The organism is Bradyrhizobium sp. USDA 4502, assembly GCF_054063355.1.
In genome coordinates this window covers 3,694,516-3,715,896 of sequence record NZ_JBSSGF010000001.1, presented here as the reverse complement: position 1 = coordinate 3,715,896, position 21,381 = coordinate 3,694,516, and the positions used below count along the sequence as shown (strand labels likewise).

14 protein-coding genes are annotated in these 21,381 nt (G+C 64.2%); 10 read left to right on the top strand and 4 right to left on the bottom strand.

The features are described 5' to 3' along the window. Positions 1–3: 3 nt before the first annotated feature. Complete coding sequence (gene rplA, locus ACVW1B_RS17195; protein WP_018272150.1) at positions 4–696, top strand: 50S ribosomal protein L1; 693 nt, start codon at positions 4–6, stop codon at positions 694–696. A 154-nt stretch (positions 697–850) separates the two neighbouring features. Further along, positions 851–1,807: a 2-hydroxyacid dehydrogenase gene (locus tag ACVW1B_RS17190; RefSeq protein WP_253608208.1), complete on the top strand. Its 957-nt coding sequence runs from the start codon at positions 851–853 to the stop codon at positions 1,805–1,807. A gap of 8 nt (positions 1,808–1,815) precedes the next feature. On the opposite strand, the gene sigJ is transcribed toward ACVW1B_RS17190, so the two are convergent. Genes sigJ through ACVW1B_RS17175 form a run of 3 tightly spaced genes read right to left on the bottom strand, consistent with a single transcriptional unit; the run spans position 1,816 to position 3,593 of the window. Then, the gene (sigJ, locus tag ACVW1B_RS17185; RefSeq protein WP_253608210.1) at positions 1,816–2,700 is read right to left on the bottom strand and encodes an RNA polymerase sigma factor SigJ; all 885 of its coding nucleotides are present in this window, start codon (positions 2,698–2,700) and stop codon (positions 1,816–1,818) included. Next, on the bottom strand, positions 2,678–3,223 hold the full coding sequence (locus tag ACVW1B_RS17180; RefSeq protein ID WP_253608211.1) for a hypothetical protein: 546 nt from the start codon (positions 3,221–3,223) through the stop codon (positions 2,678–2,680). The genes sigJ and ACVW1B_RS17180 overlap by 23 nt, the downstream gene beginning before the upstream one ends. After that, positions 3,216–3,593, bottom strand: coding sequence for a hypothetical protein (locus ACVW1B_RS17175; protein ID WP_253608212.1), 378 nt, complete (start codon positions 3,591–3,593; stop codon positions 3,216–3,218). Before ACVW1B_RS17175 ends, ACVW1B_RS17180 begins: the two co-directional genes overlap by 8 nt. Before the next feature lie 618 nt (positions 3,594–4,211). Between ACVW1B_RS17175 and rplJ the strand changes: the two genes are divergently transcribed. The 6 genes from rplJ (at position 4,212) to ACVW1B_RS17145 (ending at position 18,563) form a co-directional block, all read left to right on the top strand. Further along, complete coding sequence (gene rplJ, locus ACVW1B_RS17170; protein WP_028335452.1) at positions 4,212–4,730, top strand: 50S ribosomal protein L10; 519 nt, start codon at positions 4,212–4,214, stop codon at positions 4,728–4,730. A gap of 52 nt (positions 4,731–4,782) precedes the next feature. After that, positions 4,783–5,163 carry a 50S ribosomal protein L7/L12 gene (gene rplL / locus ACVW1B_RS17165; protein WP_028335453.1) on the top strand — a complete coding sequence of 127 codons (381 nt, stop codon included), beginning with the start codon at positions 4,783–4,785 and terminating at the stop codon, positions 5,161–5,163. A gap of 441 nt (positions 5,164–5,604) precedes the next feature. Further along, positions 5,605–9,723, top strand: coding sequence for a DNA-directed RNA polymerase subunit beta (rpoB, locus tag ACVW1B_RS17160; RefSeq protein ID WP_057019553.1), 4,119 nt, complete (start codon positions 5,605–5,607; stop codon positions 9,721–9,723). A 127-nt stretch (positions 9,724–9,850) separates the two neighbouring features. Next, positions 9,851–14,053, top strand: a complete 4,203-nt coding sequence (gene rpoC, locus ACVW1B_RS17155) for a DNA-directed RNA polymerase subunit beta' (protein ID WP_057019552.1) — start codon at positions 9,851–9,853, stop codon at positions 14,051–14,053. Between the two features lie 180 nt (positions 14,054–14,233). Continuing rightward, positions 14,234–16,294 carry an FAD-dependent oxidoreductase gene (locus tag ACVW1B_RS17150; protein ID WP_253608213.1) on the top strand — a complete coding sequence of 687 codons (2,061 nt, stop codon included), beginning with the start codon at positions 14,234–14,236 and terminating at the stop codon, positions 16,292–16,294. A gap of 226 nt (positions 16,295–16,520) precedes the next feature. Beyond that, complete coding sequence (locus tag ACVW1B_RS17145) at positions 16,521–18,563, top strand: ABC transporter ATP-binding protein (RefSeq protein WP_456821810.1); 2,043 nt, start codon at positions 16,521–16,523, stop codon at positions 18,561–18,563. A 40-nt stretch (positions 18,564–18,603) separates the two neighbouring features. Here the strand turns inward: ACVW1B_RS17145 and ACVW1B_RS17140 are convergent, their stop codons facing one another. After that, positions 18,604–19,815 (bottom strand): FAD-dependent oxidoreductase, encoded by a 1,212-nt coding sequence (locus ACVW1B_RS17140; protein WP_253608214.1) that lies wholly within the window; start codon positions 19,813–19,815, stop codon positions 18,604–18,606. Between the two features lie 699 nt (positions 19,816–20,514). Here ACVW1B_RS17140 and rpsL point away from each other — a divergent pair. Continuing rightward, complete coding sequence (gene rpsL, locus ACVW1B_RS17135; protein ID WP_006611834.1) at positions 20,515–20,886, top strand: 30S ribosomal protein S12; 372 nt, start codon at positions 20,515–20,517, stop codon at positions 20,884–20,886. Positions 20,887–20,901: 15 nt separating this feature from the next. After that, positions 20,902–21,372, top strand: coding sequence for a 30S ribosomal protein S7 (rpsG, locus tag ACVW1B_RS17130; RefSeq protein WP_016843741.1), 471 nt, complete (start codon positions 20,902–20,904; stop codon positions 21,370–21,372). Positions 21,373–21,381: the final 9 nt, after the last annotated feature.

Here is a 21,381-nt window from a genome sequence, read left to right as displayed (position 1 = left end):
GCCATGTCAATCGGAAAGCGTTTGAAGAAGGCCCGCGAGGGCGTCGATCGCGAGAAGCTCTATCCGCTCGCGGATGCCATCAAGATGGTCAAGGAGCGCGCCAAGTCGAAGTTCGACGAGACGATCGAGATCGCGATCAATCTCGGCGTCGACCCGCGCCACGCCGACCAGATGGTCCGCGGCGTCGTCAACCTGCCGAACGGAACCGGCCGTACGCTTCGTGTCGGCGTGTTCGCGCGCGGCGCCAAGGCTGAGGAAGCCAAGGCCGCCGGTGCCGACGTCGTCGGTGCGGAAGACCTGGTCGAGAAGGTGCAGGGCGGCGCGATCGATTTCGATCGTTGTATCGCCACGCCCGACATGATGCCCCTGGTCGGCCGCCTCGGTAAGGTGCTCGGTCCGCGCGGCATGATGCCGAACCCGAAGATCGGCACCGTGACCATGGACGTCACCAACGCCGTGAAGGGCGCCAAGGGCGGCTCGGTCGAGTTCCGCGTCGAGAAGGCGGGCATCGTGCAGGCCGGCATCGGCAAGGCCTCGTTCTCCGAGGACAAGCTGGTCGAGAACGTCAAGGCGCTCGCGGACGCGGTCTCCAAGGCGAAGCCGGCGGGCTCCAAGGGCACCTACATCCAGCGCGTGGCGGTTTCCTCCACCATGGGCCCGGGCGTGAAGGTCGAGCCGGGCACAATCCTCGGCTGAGGTCTCTGGCCGTGACGAGATAAAGAGGGGCGGGACCGGGCAACCGGTTCCGCCCTTTGTTTTGCCAAAGCGTTTTCGAGCGAAGTGGCTACCGGTTCGCGTGAAGAAAACGCGCCAAGACAAGATCTGAAGCCTCTCGCAAGAAAGAACAACAATGCCCGATAAGGTCCTGGTCTATTCACGCTTTCCCAAGGCCCAGCTGATCCGCTTCGGCGAGCGCTATGAGCTGCTGAACGCGGCGGGCAAGCGATTGGATGAAGCGTTCCCGGCGGCCGAGCTCGCCGATATCCGCGCCATGATCACCGCGGGCGGCACGGCGCTCGGCACGGAGGCCATGGACATGCTGCCGAAGCTCGGCGCAATCGTCTGCTACGGCACCGGTTATGACGGCGTCGATCTCGCCGCGGCCGCCAGGCGCGGCATCGCGGTCGGCCACAGCCCGGGGGCCAATGCGGCCTCCGTCGCCGACACGGCGGTGACCTTGATGCTGGCGTCGGTGCGGCGGCTGCTGGTGGCTGACAATTACGTGCGGAGCGGCGACTGGGCCGGTGCAAAGCCGTCGCCGATGATGCGGCCGCAGGCCGGCATGCGCGGCCGCAAGGTCGGCGTCTACGGCATGGGCGAGATCGGCCGCAAGATCGCCGCCCGCGTCGCGGCCTTCGAGACCGAGGTCGGCTATTTCAGCCGCTCGAAGCAGGACGTGCCCTATCAATACTTTCCGACGCTGGAGGCGCTCGCCGATTGGTGCTGCGTGCTGCTGGTGGCCGTCCGCGCCGGCGCCGAGACCGAGCATGCGGTCAATGCCGACATCCTGCGCCGGCTCGGCAGCGACGGGTTCGTCGTCAACATCGCGCGCGGCTCGGTCATCGACGAGAAGGCGCTGGTCGCAGCGTTGACCGACGGCGTGATCGCCGGTGCCGGCCTCGACGTGTTCGCGAGGGAGCCGCATGGGCCCGATGCGCTGACGGCGTTGCCGAACGTGGTGCTGTCGCCGCATCTCGGCGGCCACACGCTGGAATCGCACGTCGCCATGCAGGATTGCGTGCTGGCCAATCTCGACGCGTTCTTTGCCGGCAAGCCGCTCGCCTATCCGGTGGCGACGGCGGCCTGACCGGAGCTTCAGCTCCGGCGCGGCGCGTGGCGCAGCTTGTCCGGGTTGCGGACGATGTAGATCGCCGCGATCCGGCCGGTCTCGCCGTCGATCGCCATGCTCAATGTGTGGTCGACTTCGCCATCGAGGAAGATCAGCGCGCCCGCGCTGCCATTGACCATCATCGGTTCGACGCGAACCTCGCTGCCGGCGTTCTTGCCGGCGATGCCGATGATGAAGCGGACGATCTTCTCTGCCCCCTTGATCGGCTTCAGCGCCGCCAGCTTGCGGCCGCCGCCGTCGGTGATCGCGATGGCATCCTCGCGCAGCAGGTTGGCGAGGGCGGAGACGTCGCCGCTGGCCGCGGCCTTGCAGAATGCCGTCAGCAGCCGTGCGTGGCCTTCGGGCGGCTCGGCGGGAACAGGGCGGTTGTCGCGGACCGATCGGCGGGCGCGCGCGGCGAGCTGCCGGCAGGCCGCCTCGCTGCGCTCGAGGGTGCGGGCGACTTCCGCGAACGGCCGGTCGAACACGTCGTGCAGCAGGAACGCGGCGCGCTCGAGCGGCGTCAGGGCGTCGAGCGCCAGCATCAGCGCGAAGGAGAGATCGTCGGCGAGTTCGGTCGCCGCCTCGGCCGACAGCGCCTCGTCGAACACCGGCTCGGGCAACCAGGCACCGACATAGACCTCGCGCTGGGCGCGGGCGCTCTTCAGCCGGTCGAGACAAAGCCGGGTCACCACCGTGACGAGGAACGCCTCGGGATTGCGGACGTCGTCGACCGCGGCGAACCGCAGCCAGGCGTCCTGGACCACATCGTCGGCATCGCCGCGGCTGCCGAGCATGCGATAGGCAAGCCCGGTCAGCCGCGCCCGATACGGCGCCAGCGGGTCGCGCTCAGGCCGCCTGCTTGATGACATCGATCTGATGGCCGGCCACGGTCACGCGGCGACACTCCCTGGCATATCCCAGCGCCAGCTTCATCATGGGGAAGATCCGGCCGATTTGTAGGGCCATGGCGAGGTCGATCACGCCTTTTTCGCCCCAGCGCGCGCGAACGGCGTCGCGGCAGGCGTCATCGTCGGTCGAGCGCTGCACGATGGCGTCGGCGAAGTGGAAGCCGAGCGCGGTGTCCGCGGTCATGGCGGCAACGTCACGACGGAGCACGGCGGTGACCTGCTGTTCCGCCATTCCGGCTCCGATCGCCATGTCGGCGACTAGTTGCGCACAGGGACCGCAATCTTCCGCCAGGGCGCCGGTCAGCTTGGCAGCATAGAAGGCCTCAACCGGCGCGACCGCGCGGTAGGCGGCGGCCTTCATCGCGCCGGCGAATTTGAAGAACGCGGCGGGCGATTCCTTCAGCATGATCTCGAGATAGGTGGTGTCGTAGCCGTAGCGCCTGGAATAGGCGCGCAGCATGCGGCGCGCGATGAAGCTACGCATGTCGTTCTCCTTGATTTGGCAGGGCGGAATAGAGGGCGAGCGCCGCGGGCAGGACGACCGCCACCAGATCGGATGCGGCATGGCGGTCGTGGCCGCCGGCGATCATCACGAGATGCAGCAGGCCGTGGCCGGCCAGGAACGCGGCGCCCGCGACCGCTGCCGGCCACCAGGCCGGCCACAAGGCTCGCGCGGCCAGGCCGAGCCCGGCCGCGATGAAGGCAATGCCGACGTCCTGGACCAAATGAGGGTTGAACGGACCGGTATCGGCGGCGCCGGGCACCAGCTGCCACCAGAGGGAACCGGCCGACAGCATCACCAGCCCATTGGCGAGGTTGAAGAGGGCGAGAATTCCTGCAATCCATCGTTTCATGCGAGCCTCCAGCGCCCAGACGAGCGGCGGCATTGGAGCGTGACGCCGTCCGGGAAGAAATTTTTCGCTGGGCCGGGCAGGTCGCCGAACTGGTCTGAAATTTGCTCTTGGCAAGCAGGGCAGGACCGGCTACATAGCGCCTTCCGGGCGTGCTGGCACTTGCTGGCATGTCCGTGCTCGCAATCCGAAAACCTGAGATGATAGGAGATCATTCCTTTCCGCATGCCCGCAAGGATGCTCGAAAGGAAGGAGACCCATCGCCTTCAGAGGAATGAGAGCAGGGGCCTTCAGCGTGCTGAAGTGCCTCGATCCTGTCCAAGACTGCAGGCGCCCGCGAGAACTTCGTGTTTTCAACGGCTTAATCGCATGGCCTGCATAGACGGGTGAAGACCGGATTTTGCACTCCACGTCGCGATCAGTTCGCGGCCGGGAGGCTGGTTTGGTTCGAACCTCGACAGCCCATGGCCGCAAGGCTTGGGAGGGCAGGCTTCTAGATGTCGTCTTGCCCGGCATGTCCGAAGGGTCTTGCGCCCCAAGGATCAGGTTTAGGGCGGGACGATGGGTGCAACCCGGCGGTCCTGCCTTCGCGGAAAGGCCGCCAACCGGAAAGAGCTTGCTGTGGAACGAGCGGCAAAAAAAGAGTCGGTCGAACAACTTAACGAGGTCTTCAAGACCACGTCGGTTGCGATCGTTGCTCACTATTCCGGCCTCACCGTGGCCCAGATGCAGAAGCTGCGCATGCAGATGAAGCAGGCGGGTGCGTCGGTGAAGGTCTCGAAGAACCGTCTCGCCAAAATTGCTCTTGAAGGCACTGACGTCGCTGCCATCGGCTCCCTGCTGAAGGGACCGACCGTGATCGCTACTTCGAACGATCCGGTTGCGGCGCCAAAGGTTGCCATCGAATTCGCCAAGGCGAACGAGAAGTTCGTCATCCTCGGCGGCTCGATGGGTAAAACCGTCCTGAATGTCGACAGCGTGAAGGCGCTTGCCTCACTGCCGTCGCTCGACGAACTGCGCGGCAAGATCGTTGGCCTCCTCGTGGCGCCGGCGACCAAGCTTGCTCAGCTCTCCAACGCGCCCGCGGCCAAGCTCGCACGCGTCATTCAGGCTCATGCCTCAAAGGGCGAAGCGGCCTGACCCTTCGCTAATCTCAAACCTGGTTCGAACCAAACGTTTAAGGAACTGAACAATGGCTGACTTGCAGAAAATCGTCGACGACCTCTCGAGCCTCACCGTGCTCGAAGCGGCCGAACTCGCCAAGCTCCTCGAAGAAAAGTGGGGCGTGTCCGCCGCTGCCGCCGTTGCGGTTGCCGGCCCGGCTGCTGGTGGTGGCGGTGCCGCTGCTCCGGCTGAAGAGAAGACCGACTTCACCGTCGTGCTGGCTGGGGCCGGCGACAAGAAGATCGAAGTCATCAAGGAAGTCCGCGCCATCACCGGCCTGGGCCTGAAGGAAGCCAAGGACCTCGTCGAAGGCGCTCCGAAGCCCGTCAAGGAAGGCGTCAACAAGGAAGAAGCCGACAAGATCAAGGCCCAGCTCGAGAAGGCTGGCGCCAAGGTCGAGCTCAAGTAATGCGCGATCCGGGAGCGCCGCAGGGCGCTCCCGGGCCATGCAAACGGCGTGCGACAGGTTGTCGCGTGGCACGCCGGACACAAAAAAGTGTGGGGATCCGTGGACTTAACCCTCGAATCTCCTTTATTGCCATCCCATATCGGGTTGGCAGCGGAAAAACACGGTAGGCGGCGGGGACGGCAGGGTCCTCGGCGGAAGCCGTTGGGAGACAGTCAGATTTCGGGCTTTTTCAGTCCGTAAAGCGGAGCGTTTGGACGAGCGGGTGCAGTGATGCGCCCCGCGCGTTGTTTTGCGTTTTGGAGGTGGTCGGGGCCGGGACGGGGATTTAATTCCTGACTTTGCGCTTCGTTCCTTCGAGACGATTCGAAATTCAACCCGGGGCCGATGGCAGTCGCTCCCGGAAGGTTCGCCCCACAAAGGCGACGAAAATGAGAGGCCACGATGGCGCAGCAGACATTCACCGGTCGCAAACGCGTACGCAAGTTTTTCGGTCACATCAAGGAAGTCGCCGAGATGCCGAACCTCATCGAGGTACAAAAGGCGTCCTATGACCAGTTCCTGATGGTCGACGAGCCGACCGGCGGTCGGCTCGACGAGGGCCTGCAGGCGGTGTTCCGCTCGGTGTTCCCGATCTCGGATTTCTCCGGCACCTCGATGCTCGAATTCGTCCGCTACGAGTTCGAGCAGCCGAAATATGACGTCGACGAGTGTCGCCAGCGCGGCATGACCTTCGCTGCGCCGCTCAAGGTGACGCTGCGCCTCATCGTGTTTGATATCGACGAGGAAACCGGCGCCAAGTCGGTGAAGGACATCAAGGAGCAGGACGTCTACATGGGCGATATCCCGCTCATGACGATGAACGGCACCTTCGTCGTCAACGGCACCGAGCGCGTCATCGTCTCGCAGATGCACCGTTCGCCGGGCGTGTTCTTCGACCACGACAAGGGCAAGACCCATTCGTCCGGCAAGCTGCTGTTTGCCGCGCGCGTGATTCCGTATCGCGGTTCCTGGCTCGACATCGAGTTCGACGCCAAGGACATCGTGTTCGCGCGCATCGACCGCCGCCGCAAGCTGCCCGTGACCTCGCTGATGTACGCGCTCGGTCTCGACGGCGAGCAGATCCTGTCGACCTTCTACAAGAAGATCACCTACAAGCGGACCAAGGACGGATGGCGCGTGCCGTTCGATGCCAACCGCTTCCGCGGCTATTCGACCGTCAACGACCTGATCGACGCCGACACCGGCAAGGTGGTGCTCGAGGCCGGCAAGAAGCTGACAGTGCGCCAGGCGCGCCAGCTTCAGGAGAAGGGCCTGAAGGCGCTGCGCATGTCGGACGAGGAACTCGTCGGCAACTATCTCGCCGAGGATCTCGTCAACCCGAAGACCGGTGAGATCTACGCCGAAGCCGGCGAGGAGATCACCGAGAAGTCGCTCAAGGTGCTGAACGAGCAGGGTTACAAGGACCTGCCGCTGCTCGACATCGACCACGTCAATGTCGGCGCCTACATCCGCAACACGCTGTCTGCCGACAAGAACATGACGCGCGAGGACGCGCTGTTCGACATCTACCGCGTGATGCGTCCGGGCGAGCCGCCGACGCTGGATTCGGCGCAGGCGATGTTCCAGTCGCTGTTCTTCGACGCCGAGCGCTACGACCTCTCCGCGGTCGGCCGCGTCAAGATGAACATGCGCCTCGAGCTCGATGCGCCCGATACCCATCGCACGCTGCGCAAGGAAGACATCCTGGCGGTCATCAAGACGCTGGTCGACCTGCGCGACGGCAAGGGCGAGATCGACGACATCGACCACCTCGGCAACCGCCGGGTGCGCTCGGTCGGCGAGCTCATGGAGAACCAGTACCGGATCGGCCTGCTCCGCATGGAGCGCGCGATCAAGGAGCGCATGTCGAGCGTCGATATCGACACCGTGATGCCGCAGGACCTGATCAACGCCAAGCCCGCGGCTGCCGCGGTGCGCGAGTTCTTCGGCTCATCGCAGCTGTCGCAGTTCATGGACCAGACCAACCCGCTGTCGGAAATCACCCACAAGCGGCGCCTGTCGGCGCTTGGCCCGGGCGGTCTGACCCGCGAGCGCGCCGGCTTCGAAGTCCGCGACGTGCATCCGACGCATTACGGCCGCATCTGCCCGATCGAGACGCCGGAAGGTCCGAACATCGGCCTGATCAACTCGCTGGCGACGTTCGCGCGCGTCAACAAGTACGGCTTCGTCGAGACGCCCTATCGCAAGATCAAGGACGGCCGGGTCACCGACGAGGTGATCTATCTGTCGGCGATGGAAGAGGGCCGCTACCGCGTCGCGCAGGCCAACGTGCCGCTCGATGCCAAGGGCCGCTTCACCGACGACCTCGTGGTCTGCCGTCACGCCGGCGAAGTGCTGCCGGTGACGCCGGACAAGGTCGACTACATGGACGTGTCGCCGAAGCAGCTGGTTTCGGTCGCCGCGGCGCTGATCCCGTTCCTCGAGAACGACGACGCCAACCGCGCGCTGATGGGCTCGAACATGCAGCGCCAGGCGGTGCCACTGGTCCGCGCCGAGGCGCCGTTCGTCGGCACCGGCATGGAAGGCGTGGTCGCCCGTGACTCGGGCGCGGCGATTGCCGCGCGCCGCTCGGGCGTGATCGACCAGATCGACGCCACCCGCGTCGTGATCCGCGCCACCGAGGATCTCGATCCGACCAAGTCGGGCGTCGATATCTACCGGCTGATGAAGTACCAGCGCTCCAACCAGTCGACCTGCATCAACCAGCGTCCGCTGGTGAAGGTCGGCGACATCGTCAAGAAGGGCGACATCATCGCCGACGGTCCGTCGACCGATCTCGGCGAGCTCGCGCTCGGCCGCAACGTGCTGGTCGCGTTCATGCCGTGGAACGGCTACAACTTCGAAGACTCGATCCTGCTCTCCGAGCGGATCGTGAAGGACGATGTCTTCACCTCGATTCACATCGAAGAGTTCGAGGTGATGGCCCGCGACACCAAGCTCGGTCCTGAGGAAATTACCCGCGACATTCCGAACGTCTCGGAAGAAGCGCTGAAGAACCTCGACGAAGCCGGTATCGTCTATATCGGTGCGGAAGTCCGCGCCGGCGACATCCTGGTCGGCAAGATCACGCCGAAGGGCGAGAGCCCGATGACGCCGGAAGAGAAGCTGCTGCGCGCCATCTTCGGCGAGAAGGCCTCCGACGTCCGCGACACCTCGCTGCGCGTGCCTCCGGGCGTGCAGGGCACCATCGTGGAAGTCCGCGTGTTCAACCGCCACGGCGTCGACAAGGACGAGCGTGCGCTGGCGATCGAGCGCGAGGAGATCGAGCGTCTCGCCAAGGACCGCGACGACGAGCAGGCGATCCTGGACCGCAACGTCTACAACCGCCTCGCCGAGCTGCTGGAGAACCGCCAGGGCATCGCCGGCCCGAAGGGCTTCAAGAAGGATACCAAGATCACCCGCGCGGTGCTCGACGAGTATCCGAAGTCGCAGTGGTGGCTGTTCGCCTCGCCGAACGACAAGCTGATGGCCGAGATCGAGGCCATGCGGAAGCAGTACGACGAGTCGAAGAAGGGCCTCGAGCAGCGCTTCCTCGACAAGGTCGAGAAGCTGCAGCGTGGCGACGAGCTGCCGCCCGGCGTGATGAAGATGGTCAAGGTCTTCGTCGCGGTGAAGCGCAAGATCCAGCCCGGCGACAAGATGGCCGGCCGTCACGGCAACAAGGGTGTGGTGTCGAAGATCGTGCCGATCGAGGACATGCCGTTCCTCGAGGACGGAACGCACGCCGACATCGTGCTCAATCCGCTCGGCGTGCCTTCGCGCATGAACGTCGGTCAGATCCTTGAGACCCATCTCGGTTGGGCCTGCGCCGGCCTCGGCAAGCGCATCGGGCAGACCATCGACGCCTATTATCACAAGCAGGATCTCAAGCCGCTGCGCGAGACCCTGAAGAAGATCTACGGCGAGGATGAAACCATCAAGTCGCTGAACGACAACGAGCTGGTCGAACTCGGCCGCAATCTGAGCCACGGCGTGCCGATCGCAACGCCGGTGTTCGACGGCGCCAAGGAAGCAGACATCGAGGAGATGCTGAAGCTCGCGGGCTTCGACGCCTCCGGCCAGTCGACCGTTTATGACGGCCGTACCGGTGATCAGTTCGATCGTAAGGTGACGATGGGCTACATCTACATGCTCAAGCTGCACCATCTCGTGGACGACAAGATCCACGCGCGTTCGATCGGTCCGTACTCGCTCGTCACCCAGCAGCCGCTGGGCGGCAAGGCGCAGTTCGGCGGCCAGCGCTTCGGCGAAATGGAGGTCTGGGCGCTGGAAGCCTACGGCGCCGCCTACACGCTGCAGGAGATGCTGACCGTGAAGTCGGACGACGTCGCCGGCCGTACCAAGGTGTACGAGGCGATCGTGCGCGGCGACGACACCTTCGAGGCCGGTATTCCGGAATCGTTCAACGTGCTGGTCAAGGAAATGCGCTCGCTCGGCCTCAACGTCGACCTGCACAATTCCAAGGTGGGACCGGCGTCGACGTCGGAAGCGGCCGAGTAACGCTGTGATCATGCCCGGCGCCAAACGCGCCGGGCCTCCGCACCCCGCTCGGACGTTGGGCGGGGCGCGCGCTGAATAAAAGTTTCGAATTTGCTGCCGGTGACGATCGGCACGCGAGGAGAAGACCATGAATCAAGAGATTATGAATCTTTTCAATCCGACGACCCCGGCCCAGGTCTTCGACCAGATCCGGATTTCGATCGCGTCTCCGGAGAAGATTCTGTCCTGGTCCTACGGCGAGATCAAGAAGCCGGAGACCATCAACTACCGCACCTTCAAGCCGGAGCGTGACGGCCTGTTCTGCGCGCGCATCTTCGGGCCGATCAAGGACTACGAATGCTTGTGCGGCAAGTACAAGCGGATGAAGTACAAGGGCATCATCTGCGAGAAGTGCTCGGTCGAGGTGACACTGTCGCGCGTCCGGCGCGAGCGCATGGGCCATATCGAGCTGGCGGCGCCGGTCGCCCACATCTGGTTCCTGAAGTCGCTGCCCTCGCGCATCGGCCTCCTGCTCGACATGACGCTGAAGGATCTCGAGCGGATCCTGTACTTCGAATACTACGTTGTGCTCGAGCCGGGTCTCACCGCGCTGAAGGACCGTCAGCTGCTGTCGGAAGACGAGTATCTGAAGGCGCAGGACGAGTACGGCCAGGATTCCTTCACCGCCATGATCGGCGCCGAGGCGATCCGCGAGCTGCTCAAGGGGCTCGAGCTCGAAAAGCTCGAGGCGACGCTGCGTGCCGACATGGCGGAGACCGACTCCGACATCAAGCACAAGAAGCTCGCCAAGCGTCTGAAGATCGTCGAGGCTTTCCGCGTTTCCGGCAACAAGCCGGAATGGATGATCATGACGGTCGTGCCGGTGATTCCGCCGGACCTGCGTCCGCTGGTGCCGCTCGACGGTGGCCGGTTTGCGACCTCGGACCTCAACGACCTGTACCGCCGCGTCATCAACCGCAACAACCGCCTGAAGCGGCTGATGGAGCTGCGTGCGCCCGACATCATCATCCGCAACGAAAAGCGCATGCTGCAGGAGGCCGTCGACGCACTGTTCGACAACGGCCGCCGCGGCCGCGTCATCACCGGCGCCAACAAGCGTCCGCTGAAGTCGCTCGCCGACATGCTGAAGGGCAAGCAGGGCCGGTTCCGCCAGAACCTGCTTGGCAAGCGCGTCGACTATTCGGGCCGTTCGGTGATCGTGGTCGGTCCCGAGCTGCGCCTGCATCAGTGCGGCCTGCCGAAGAAGATGGCGCTCGAGCTGTTCAAGCCGTTCATCTACTCGCGGCTCGACGCCAAGGGCCTGTCCACCACGGTGAAGCAGGCCAAGAAGCTGGTCGAGAAGGAGCGTCCGGAGGTCTGGGATATCCTCGACGAGGTGATCCGCGAGCATCCGGTGCTGCTCAACCGCGCGCCGACGCTGCATCGCCTGGGCATCCAGGCGTTCGAGCCGGTGCTGATCGAGGGCAAGGCGATCCAGCTGCATCCGCTGGTCTGCGCCGCCTTCAACGCCGACTTCGACGGCGACCAGATGGCCGTGCACGTTCCGCTGTCGCTCGAAGCGCAGCTGGAAGCGCGCGTCCTGATGATGTCGACCAACAACATCCTGCATCCGGCGAACGGCCAGCCGATCATCGTGCCGTCGCAGGACATCGTGCTCGGCCTCTACTACGTCTCGATCATGCGCGAAGGCCTGCCCGGCGAGGGCAAGATCTTCGGCGACATGGCCGAGCTCGAGCACGCCCTGCATTCGAAGGTCATCCACCTCCACACCAAGATCAAGTACCGGTGGGAAGGCCTCGACGAGGAAGGCAAGCACTCCAAGCGCTGGATCGAAACCACTGCGGGCCGCGTCATGCTCGGCAACCTGCTGCCGAAGAACCCGAAGATCTCGTACGACATCATCAACAAGCTGATGACCAAGCGCGAGATCTCCGGCGTGATCGATCAGGTCTACCGGCACTGCGGTCAGAAGGAGACGGTGATCTTCTGCGACCGAATCATGGCGCTCGGCTTCTACAACGCCTTCAAGGCGGGCATCTCGTTCGGCAAGGACGACATGGTCGTGCCGGCGTCGAAGTGGAAGATCGTCGATCAGACCCGTACGCTGGCGAAGGATTTCGAGCAGCAGTACAATGACGGCCTGATCACCCACGGCGAGAAGTACAACAAGGTCGTCGACGCCTGGTCGAAGGCCGGTGAAGAAGTCGCCAAGGCGATGATGAAGGAGATCTCGTCCACCAAGAAGACGGCGGCGGGCGCGGATGCCGACATCAACTCGATCTACATGATGGCGCACTCCGGTGCGCGTGGTTCGCCGGCCCAGATGCGCCAGCTCGCCGGCATGCGCGGCCTGATGGCCAAGCCGTCGGGCGAGATCATCGAGACGCCGATCATTTCCAACTTCAAGGAAGGTCTGTCGGTGCTCGAGTACTTCAACTCGACCCACGGCGCCCGCAAGGGCCTCGCGGACACCGCGTTGAAGACCGCGAACTCGGGTTACCTGACCCGCCGTCTGGTCGACGTAGCGCAGGACTGCATCATCACGCAGACCGACTGCGGCACCACGCTCGGCATCAAGATGCGCGCCATCGTCGACGCCGGCACCGTGGTCGCCTCGCTCGGCTCGCGCATCCTGGGCCGCGTGGCCTGCGATGACGTGCGCGATCCCGCCACCAACGAGGTCGTCATCAAGCGTGACACCTTGATGGAGGAGAGCCACGTCGACGCGATCCAGCAGGCCGGCATCCAGGAAGTGAAGATCCGCTCGGCGCTGACCTGCGAGCTGATCAACGGCATCTGCGCCAAGTGCTACGGCCGCGACCTGGCCCGCGGCACCCCGGTCAACCACGGTGAGGCCGTCGGCGTCATCGCGGCACAATCGATCGGTGAGCCCGGCACGCAGCTGACGATGCGCACGTTCCACATCGGCGGTGCCGCGCAGCTCAACGAGCAGTCGTTCGTCGAATCGAACTTCGACGGCAAGATCGTGATTAAGAACAAGGCGATCGCCCGCAACAGCGAAGGCAGCCTGATCGCTATGGTGCGCAACATGGTCGTTGCGATCGTCGATGCCGACGGCACCGAGCGTGCGACCCACCGTATTCAGTACGGTTCGAAGATGCACGTCGACGAAGGCGATATGGTCAAGCGCGGCCAGCGCATCGCCGAGTGGGATCCCTATACCCGCCCGGTGCTGAGCGAGGTCGAGGGCACGATCGGTTTCGAGGATCTGGTCGAGGGACAGTCGATCTCGGAAACGCTCGACGAGTCGACCGGTATCGCCAAGCGCGTGGTCATCGACTGGCGCACGACGCGCGGCGGTTCGGACCTGCGTCCGGCCATCGTGGTCAAGGGCAAGGACGGCAAGGTGATGAAGCTCGCGCGTGGCGGCGATGCCCGCTACATGCTGTCGGTCGACGCCATTCTGTCGGTCGACACCGGCGGGAAGGTGATGCCGGGCGACATCCTGGCGCGTATCTCGACCGAGAGCGCCAAGACGCGTGACATCACCGGCGGTCTGCCGCGGGTGGCGGAACTGTTCGAGGCTCGCAAGCCGAAGGATGCGGCGATCATCGCGGAGACCGCGGGAACGATCCGCTTCGGCCGCGACTACAAGAACAAGCGCCGCATCTCGATCGAGCCGATGGACAAGACCGAGGAGCCGCGTGAGTACCTGATCCCGAAGGGCAAGCACATCCACCTTCAGGACGGCGACATCGTCGAAAAGGGCGATTTCATCGTCGAAGGCAATCCGGCGCCGCACGACATCCTGGCGATCAAGGGCATCGAGGAGCTCGCTGCCTATCTGGTCAACGAAATCCAGGAGGTCTACCGGTTGCAGGGCGTGCTCATCAACGACAAGCACATCGAGGTGATTGTCCGTCAGATGCTGCAGAAGGTCGAGGTCACCGATCAGGGCGACACCGACATGATCTCGGGCGAGCAGGTCGACAAGATCGAGTTCGACGCGCTCAACACCAAGGCCAAGGAGGAGGGCAAGAAGCCCGCCACGGGTACGCCGGTTCTGCTCGGCATCACCAAGGCGAGCCTGCAGACCCGCTCCTTCTTCTCGGCGGCGTCGTTCCAGGAGACCACGCGCGTGCTCACCGAAGCTGCCGTCAACGGCAAGGTGGACCCGCTCGAGGGCCTCAAGGAGAACGTCATTGTCGGCCGCCTGATCCCGGCCGGCACCGGCGCCTCGATGGCGCGGATCCGCGAGGTCGCGGTCAAGCGCGACAAGCTGATCCTCGACGAGCGCGAGAAGCAGCAGGCGGCGATCGTGCCGACGGCTCCGGAAGCGGAGCCGCTGGCGCTGCCGCCCGCCGAATAGGCATCCGCAAGACTACGGGTATGGCGAGAAGGCCGGCGTTTAGCCGGCCTTTTTGCTGCTTTCTTTGCTTGCTGCGGTGCAGGGACGCAGTTTGTTCATCTTTCCTTCAGGCAAAAAAGTGCCTTTGCTAGGGTGACTTAGACCGGCTGTTTGGCTCGCGCCGGAGACGACGGAATCCATATGCTCGACTTGGCTATCGTAGGCGGCGGCCCCGGGGGGCTGATGAGCGCCTGGTATTTGAAGCGCAAACTCGGCGACCTCTGCCGCGTTACCATCTTCGAGGCGTCGAACCGCCTTGGCGGCAAGATCGTCACGCGCAAATTCGACACCGCGCCCGCGATGTATGAGGCCGGCGTCGCCGAGATCTATGATTACTCGATGACGGGGCCGGACCCGCTGCGCGAGCTGATCCAGCATTTCGGCCTGCAGACGATCCCGATGGACGCCGAGCAGGTGCAGCTCGACGGCGAGTTGCTTGCCGACGTTCCCGGCATGCGCCGCAAATACGGGGCGAAGACCGCGGCCGCGATCGAGGCGTTCCGCAAGCGCTGCAGCGACCTGGTGTCGCCGATCGAATATTACGAGGGCGTCGGCGCCCACGACAACGAACACCCGTGGGCCTACAAGACCGCCGAGCAGGTCCTCGACGAGGAGGTCGAGGACGCGACCGCCAAGCGTTTCTTCAAGGTGATGGCGCGTTCCGACATCGCGACCGAGAGCCACAACACCAACGGCCTCAACGCGCTGAAGAACTACGTGATGGACGTCGACGGCTATATCGGCCTGTATTCGATCCAGAACGGCAACGAGCAGCTGATCGATTGTCTGCGCTCGGAAGTCAGCGCCGACATCCAGCTCAACCATCGTGTGCTCAAGGTCGGCAAGACCGCTGGCGGCCGCTACCAGCTCAACATGATGAACGGCAAGGGGCCGGAGACGCGCGACTTCGATCTCGTGCTGGTCTGCCTGCCGCACTCCTGGCTCGCGACCATGCGCTGGGACGGCGAACAGCTGCGCAAGTCGATGGTCAAGCACGTCGCCTATTTCGACCGGCCCGCGCATTATCTGCGGGTCTCGATCCTGTTCGACGAGCCGTTCTGGGGCGAGAAGATCCCGGGCGCCTGGTTCATGTCGGAAGCGTTCGGCGGCTGCTGCGTCTACAACGAGGGCGCGCGTCACGATGTCGGCAAGCACGGCGTGCTGAACTGGCTGATCGCAGGCTCGGATGCGCTGGCCTTCGCCAATCTCAGCGATCAGGAGCTGATCGATGCCGCGTTGAAGTCGCTGCCTGCCTCGCTCGGCGATGCGCGCGAGCATTTCCTGGAAGGCAAGATCCATCGCTGGCTGTCGTCGGTCAACGCGCTGCCGGGCGGCCTGCCGGTGCGCGACGTCATGACCAACCACCGGCCCGAGCCGAAGGAGCATCCCGGCATCGTGGTGGTCGGCGACTATCTGTTCGATTCGACGCTGAACGGACTGCTCGATTCCTCCGATGCCGCGACCGACATCATTGTCACCGAGATGATGCGGCTGCGCCGTAGCCGCGCGCAGGACGAGAGCTCGCTGTCCGACAAGATCGACCGCAGCTATTTCGACGATTATCGCGGCGTCGGCCCTTACAGCGAGGTCTGGCGCAACTTCACCGACCCCGCCTATCTGACGGACCTGATCAAGACGGTTTGGGGCAGGGCGAAGGGCTACAAGCTGCTGATCGCCGGCTCCGCCAGCGGCGAACTGGTCGGCGCGCTGCGCGAACGTGGCATCGATGCCTGGGGCATCGAGAACAACCGCTACATCCACGGCAAGACGCCGAAGGCGCTCAAGAAGTACAACAAGCTCGGCTCGATCGCCGACATGCCGTTCAAGGCCAACGAGTTCGACTTCGTGTTCGAGACCTCGCTGTGCCATCTCGGCGAGAAGCAGGTGGTGCGCGGGGTGCGCGAGCTCAACCGCGTGGTCAAGACCGGCGTCGTGTTCGCGTCGGTGACTTCCGACATGGCGGCGGCAGTGATCGATCGCTACGACCTGCTGCGCGGGGTGAAGAAGCTCGGCACCTGGTGGGAGTGGTCGGAATTGTTCTTCGGCAACGGCTTCGATCTGTCGATGCACCGCCGCGACTGCACCGATGCGCTGTGGACATTGACGCTGGCCGCCAACAAGGGGCCAGGGCAGTGGTACGCCGACTCCGACAGCCTGCGCTATTCCTTCTTCGACAAGGTCGAAGCCGACCTCGACGACTAGCGGGACCGACCGGAAGCTTTTGCCGCGAGCCGACCGGCCTCGTGTCAACCAGCTGTCAAACGGCGGCAATGCTTTGCTCCGCGAATCCGCGCGAGCGCGCCGCGGCGCGTCGGCCGTTCCAAACGCTTTGCCGAATTCGTCGTGATCGCATAGGATTACGGGCGCAGTGTTATCAGCTGCGGTTTCGATTTGCGGTCATGCCGGCCGTGGAGCATCGGTTGGTTTCATGGCGCCAAGACCTCCTGCATCAGACGATCCGACGAGAGCGGCGGCCGACAATCCCGAGCTGAAGAAGAAGCCCGCGTCCGGTCCGCCCGCGGCGGCCGCCTCCACGAAGCCGTCCGCGGCGCCGGCTGACGACGAAGAGGAAGACGACGCGGACGACGAGTTCGAGCTCGATGACGACGATGATGACGAGGACCTCGTCGTCTTCACCGCCAAGGAAGCCGCCGGCGCGCTCTCCACGATCTTTGGCTTCGTCAGGCCGATCCTGGCGAACTACAGGAAGCCGTTCGCCTGCGTCGCCTTCGGCGTGCTGGTCGAGACGTTGTTCAACGTCATCATGCCGCTCAGCCTGAAATTCCTGATCGACGACGCGCTCGGCGAGGAGGATTTCGGGGCCCTCTACAAGATCCTCGGTGTGCTCGCGGTTGCCGGCATCGTCACCTCGATCATCGCGGTCTGGTACGAGCGCTGGGATGCGCGGCTGGGCGCCGGCATCATCGCCGACGTGCGGACGCGGCTGTTCGACCATGTCCAGAACCTGCCGTCGGCCTATTTCGCGCGCACCAAGCGCGGCGAGATCCTGTCGCGCTTCTCGATCGATCTGTCGGCGTTCGAGGGCTCGGTCAAGACCTTCGCCAACAGCGCGGCGCTGCCGGGCCTCGAGCTGGTCGCGGGCATCATCCTGATGCTGTTCCTGAACTGGCAGCTTGCCGTGGTCGCCTTGCTGGTGTTTCCGATCACCCTGATCGGGCCGCGCATCCTGACGCCGAAGGCGGTGCAGGCCAATTACGAGCAGAAGCAGAACGAGGCCGCGCTGCTCGGAACCGTGCAGGAGAACGTCGCCGCGCAGGCGGTGGTGAAGGCGTTCAATCTGCAGCGCCGGGCGCTCGGCTGGTTCACGATGCGCAACCGCGACGTCCGGGCCAAGGCCGCGTCAGCCATGTTCCTGTCGACCATGGTGGAGCGCACCGTCACCATCGCGGTGCTGCTGCTCCACCTCGTGGTGCTGGCGATCGGCGCCTATCTCGCCACCAAGGGGCAGATCACCGTCGGCACCTTCGTGACCTTCGAGAGTGCGTTCTGGGAGGTGTCGTACAACATCGCCCATCTGATGCATTTCATCCCGGTGTCGATCCAGTCGGCGGCGGCGGTGCGGCACATCCAGGAACTGCTCGACGAGCCGACCCGCGGCGCCGACCGTCCCGGCGCGCCGGATCTGCCGCGCATCACCAACGACATCTCCTTCGATCGCGTCACCTTCCAGTATGAGGGGGCACAGACGCCGGTGCTCGACAATCTCAGCCTCAAGCTCAATGCCGGCAAGAGCATTGCGATCGTCGGTCCCAGCGGCTCGGGCAAGAGCACGCTGATCAACCTGATCCTGCGGCTCTACGTGCCGGACGAGGGCCGCGTCGCCGTTGACGGCGTCGATATCCGCCGGGTGACGCGCGAGTCGCTGCGGGCCAACATGGCGGTCGTGTTCCAGGAGAACATGCTGTTCAACATGTCGATCCGCGAGAACATCCGGCTCGGCAAGGAAGGCGCGACCGACGCGGAGGTCGAGGACGCTGCCCGCAAGGCCGAGATCCATCGCTACATCATGAGCCTGCCGCAGCGCTACGACACGCCGGTCGGCGAGCGCGGCGATACCTTGTCGGGCGGCCAGCGCCAGCGCATCGCGATCGCGCGCGCGATCATCCGTAACCCGTCCGTGCTGCTGCTCGACGAGGCGACTTCGGCGCTCGACCAGACCACGGAGGCTGCGATCAATCGCACGCTGCTCAAGGTCGCCGAGGGCCGCACCATGATCTGGTCGACGCATCGCCTGACTTCGGTGGTCGAGATGGACGAGATCATCGTGATCTCCGGCGGCAGGGCGATCGAACGCGGCTCGCACGAGGAGCTGCTGGCCCGCAATGGCGTCTATCGCAAGCTGTGGGACGACCAGGGACATCTGAATCACGACGAGGACGCCGACGACGCGGATGATGACGATGATGACGATGATGAAGATGAGGACGAAGACGAGGATGAGGAGGCGTGAGGCCCGCGTCGCGGGCGATGGTCGAGCGCCAGATTTTTCGTTACGCCCGGTCCGCGGCGTGCGGACGTTGCCGGAAGTGGTTGGCCGGCTGCGTCGTTGACGCCGCCGCCGCAGGGTTGTGCAGCCGGCGCAGCCAGCCGCGGCCGAGATAGCCGAAAAAGCGCGCCCAGCGCTGGGCCTGCCACGTGGGCCCGCTGCCGACCGACACCTCGCGGAAGCTGAATGCCTTGGCGTTCGACCAGGCGTCGCAGGCGGTCTTGACCGGATCGTCGTAGAACGCGGTGATCTTCTCCTCGCCCATGCCGTCGGTCGACAGCCAGGCCGGGATGTAGACGTTGCAGAGCTGGGCGACGTCGGTGAACACCTTGTCGGTACCGGTGCCGGTGACGGGGCAGGTGCTGGCGAAGGCATCACCGACCAGCACCACGCCGGCCTGCCGATAGCCGGTGCTGACAAAGATGTCGGCGGGCCTGATCTTGATATCGCCGGCGATGTCGAACTCGCCGGTGAGCCGGCGCAGCCGCGGCAGCGCGGCGTTCAGCGTCTCCACCGGATTGCGCCGCATCGCCCGCAGCCAGGGATCGTCGGCCTTGCGATAGGTGAAGAGGTTGGCGCGCATCCGGTTTCCGATCGGAAACAGCGTGATGTAGGGGATGCGATCGCTCGGCCGCTCCGAGAAGTAGGTCATGGCCGCGAACGGGAAGGCGGGGCGGCCGACGGGGACGAAATCGAAGCCGAGCGAGATCGAGTGGCAGAAGCTCGTGACCAGCCGCTCGATGCCGAGCATCCGGCGCAACCCGACGTTCAGGCCGTTGGCAAGCACCACAAGGCGCGCCGAGATCTCCTCGCCATTGGCAAGCACGAGCCGCTGCCGCTCGGAACTGGTCGCGACATTGATCACCTTGTCGCAGATGAATTCCGCCGGCCCGGCGATTTCGTTCCGAATCGCCGCAATCAGCGCGTCGTACATGATGCCGTATTGCCGGCTCGGCTGCCGGTCGAGCAACCGGCCGAATCGCGCGATCCAGTTCTCGCCGTCCAGCGTCGCCGAGCGGAGCACCGACTCGGCGAGGCCGGTCCTGGCGAATCGCTCGAGCTGGAGGTCGCCGCCGATCTTTTCGACACGGAAATCGAACGGGTAGACCCGGTGGGGGTCGATCAGGATCGTCGGTATCCCGGCACGGCCGAGCATGGCGGTTGCGGTCGAGCCCGCAAGACCGCCGCCGATGATCGCGATGTCGGTGTACCGCATGAGAATTCCGTGGCTGTGACCCCGATTTTTGCGCTGCGAATGGCAAATAAAGGCTTAGTTTCGAAGTTTGCCTTCGGGACTAACTTGGGGAGAGTTGTTTCTATTCATATTTTACCCGGATGTAATATGATTCCGCACGCGTCCGAAGATTCGGATGAAGTGCGCGGGGAGGTCGGTCGGCCGTCACATTTCGCCTTGCGCCGAACCTCGGTGAAATGCGAAATCCGCAAGTGCCAGAGGCGTTTCTTCGCTTGTCGTTTTGCTTGACTTCACTATCTCTCGATTATACAAGGCGCCCACTTAACGACAGGCGGTGAGCTACGCCAGCGTCGGAACGGAACACCCGAAGGTCCTTTTTGAGGAGCCGGACGGGCACCAACCTCGACGAATGCCGCTCAAACGCTGTCGATGATAGCTAGGCAATGCCAGGACGATATTAGTTCTCTTGAGCACGTCCTCTTGAGAGTGAATTCGGATGCATGACCTCGGTGGCGGACCGAACAGCGAACGCTGAACGGTTCGGGATCGCGGTCCTCTGTGGCGTCGATGCGCTTTCCGCTCAGCGATGAGTGGTTGGCGCGATTTCGCTTTGCGCGGTTGTTTGTTCCGTGTCGAGCGGGCCGTGCGGGACGGCTAGTCCTGAGAAGAAATTTGCGGAGCCATTCAAGGTTTTCGCGCGAACTAAAGGGTGAAGGCTGCATGCCGACGATCAACCAGCTGATCGCAAATCCGCGTGAAGTGCAGAAGTCGCGTAAGAAGGTGCCGGCGCTGCAGCAGTCGCCGCAGAAGCGCGGCGTGTGCACGCGCGTCTACACCACGACCCCGAAGAAGCCGAACTCGGCGCTTCGTAAGGTCGCCAAGGTGCGCCTGACCAACGGCTTCGAGGTGATCGGCTACATCCCGGGTGAGGGCCATAACCTGCAGGAGCACTCGGTGGTCATGATCCGCGGCGGCCGCGTCAAGGACTTGCCCGGTGTGCGCTACCACATCCTCCGCGGCGTGCTGGATACCCAGGGCGTCAAGAACCGTAAGCAGCGTCGTTCGAAGTACGGCGCGAAGCGTCCGAAGTAAGCGGGAACCGATCAGATGTCGCGTCGCCATTCTGCCGAGAAGCGTGAAGTTCTTCCGGATCCGAAGTTCGGGAACATCATCATTACGAAGTTCATGAACTCGGTGATGTACGCCGGGAAGAAGTCGGTTGCCGAAAACATCGTCTACGGTGCGCTCGGCATGATCGAGGCCAAGACCAAGCAGAACCCGCTCGGCGTGTTCGAGCAGGCGCTCGAGAACGTGATGCCGACCATCGAGGTTCGTTCCCGCCGCGTCGGCGGCGCGACCTACCAGGTTCCGGTCGAAGTCCGTTCGGTGCGCCGTCAGGCGCTCGGCATCCGCTGGCTGATCTCGGCCGCTCGCGAGCGCAACGAGAAGACCATGACGGAGCGTCTCTCGGCTGAGCTGCTCGACGCCTCGAACAATCGCGGCAACGCCGTCAAGAAGCGGGAAGACGTGCACCGGATGGCGGAAGCCAACCGCGCGTTCTCGCACTATCGCTGGTAAGGCGAACAA

Bases quoted from the DNA above. Each gene is read 5' to 3' on its own strand.
- rplA (WP_018272150.1), top strand. From the start codon at position 4: ATGTCAATCGGAAAGCGTTTGAAGAAGGCCCGCGAGGGCGTCGATCGC.
- ACVW1B_RS17190 (WP_253608208.1), top strand. From the start codon at position 851: ATGCCCGATAAGGTCCTGGTCTATTCACGCTTTCCCAAGGCCCAGCTG.
- sigJ (WP_253608210.1), bottom strand. From the start codon at position 2,700: ATGTCATCAAGCAGGCGGCCTGAGCGCGACCCGCTGGCGCCGTATCGG.
- ACVW1B_RS17180 (WP_253608211.1), bottom strand. From the start codon at position 3,223: ATGCGTAGCTTCATCGCGCGCCGCATGCTGCGCGCCTATTCCAGGCGC.
- ACVW1B_RS17175 (WP_253608212.1), bottom strand. From the start codon at position 3,593: ATGAAACGATGGATTGCAGGAATTCTCGCCCTCTTCAACCTCGCCAAT.
- rplL (WP_028335453.1), top strand. From the start codon at position 4,783: ATGGCTGACTTGCAGAAAATCGTCGACGACCTCTCGAGCCTCACCGTG.
- rpoB (WP_057019553.1), top strand. From the start codon at position 5,605: ATGGCGCAGCAGACATTCACCGGTCGCAAACGCGTACGCAAGTTTTTC.
- rpoC (WP_057019552.1), top strand. From the start codon at position 9,851: ATGAATCAAGAGATTATGAATCTTTTCAATCCGACGACCCCGGCCCAG.
- ACVW1B_RS17150 (WP_253608213.1), top strand. From the start codon at position 14,234: ATGCTCGACTTGGCTATCGTAGGCGGCGGCCCCGGGGGGCTGATGAGC.
- ACVW1B_RS17145 (WP_456821810.1), top strand. From the start codon at position 16,521: ATGGCGCCAAGACCTCCTGCATCAGACGATCCGACGAGAGCGGCGGCC.
- ACVW1B_RS17140 (WP_253608214.1), bottom strand. From the start codon at position 19,815: ATGCGGTACACCGACATCGCGATCATCGGCGGCGGTCTTGCGGGCTCG.
- rpsL (WP_006611834.1), top strand. From the start codon at position 20,515: ATGCCGACGATCAACCAGCTGATCGCAAATCCGCGTGAAGTGCAGAAG.
- rpsG (WP_016843741.1), top strand. From the start codon at position 20,902: ATGTCGCGTCGCCATTCTGCCGAGAAGCGTGAAGTTCTTCCGGATCCG.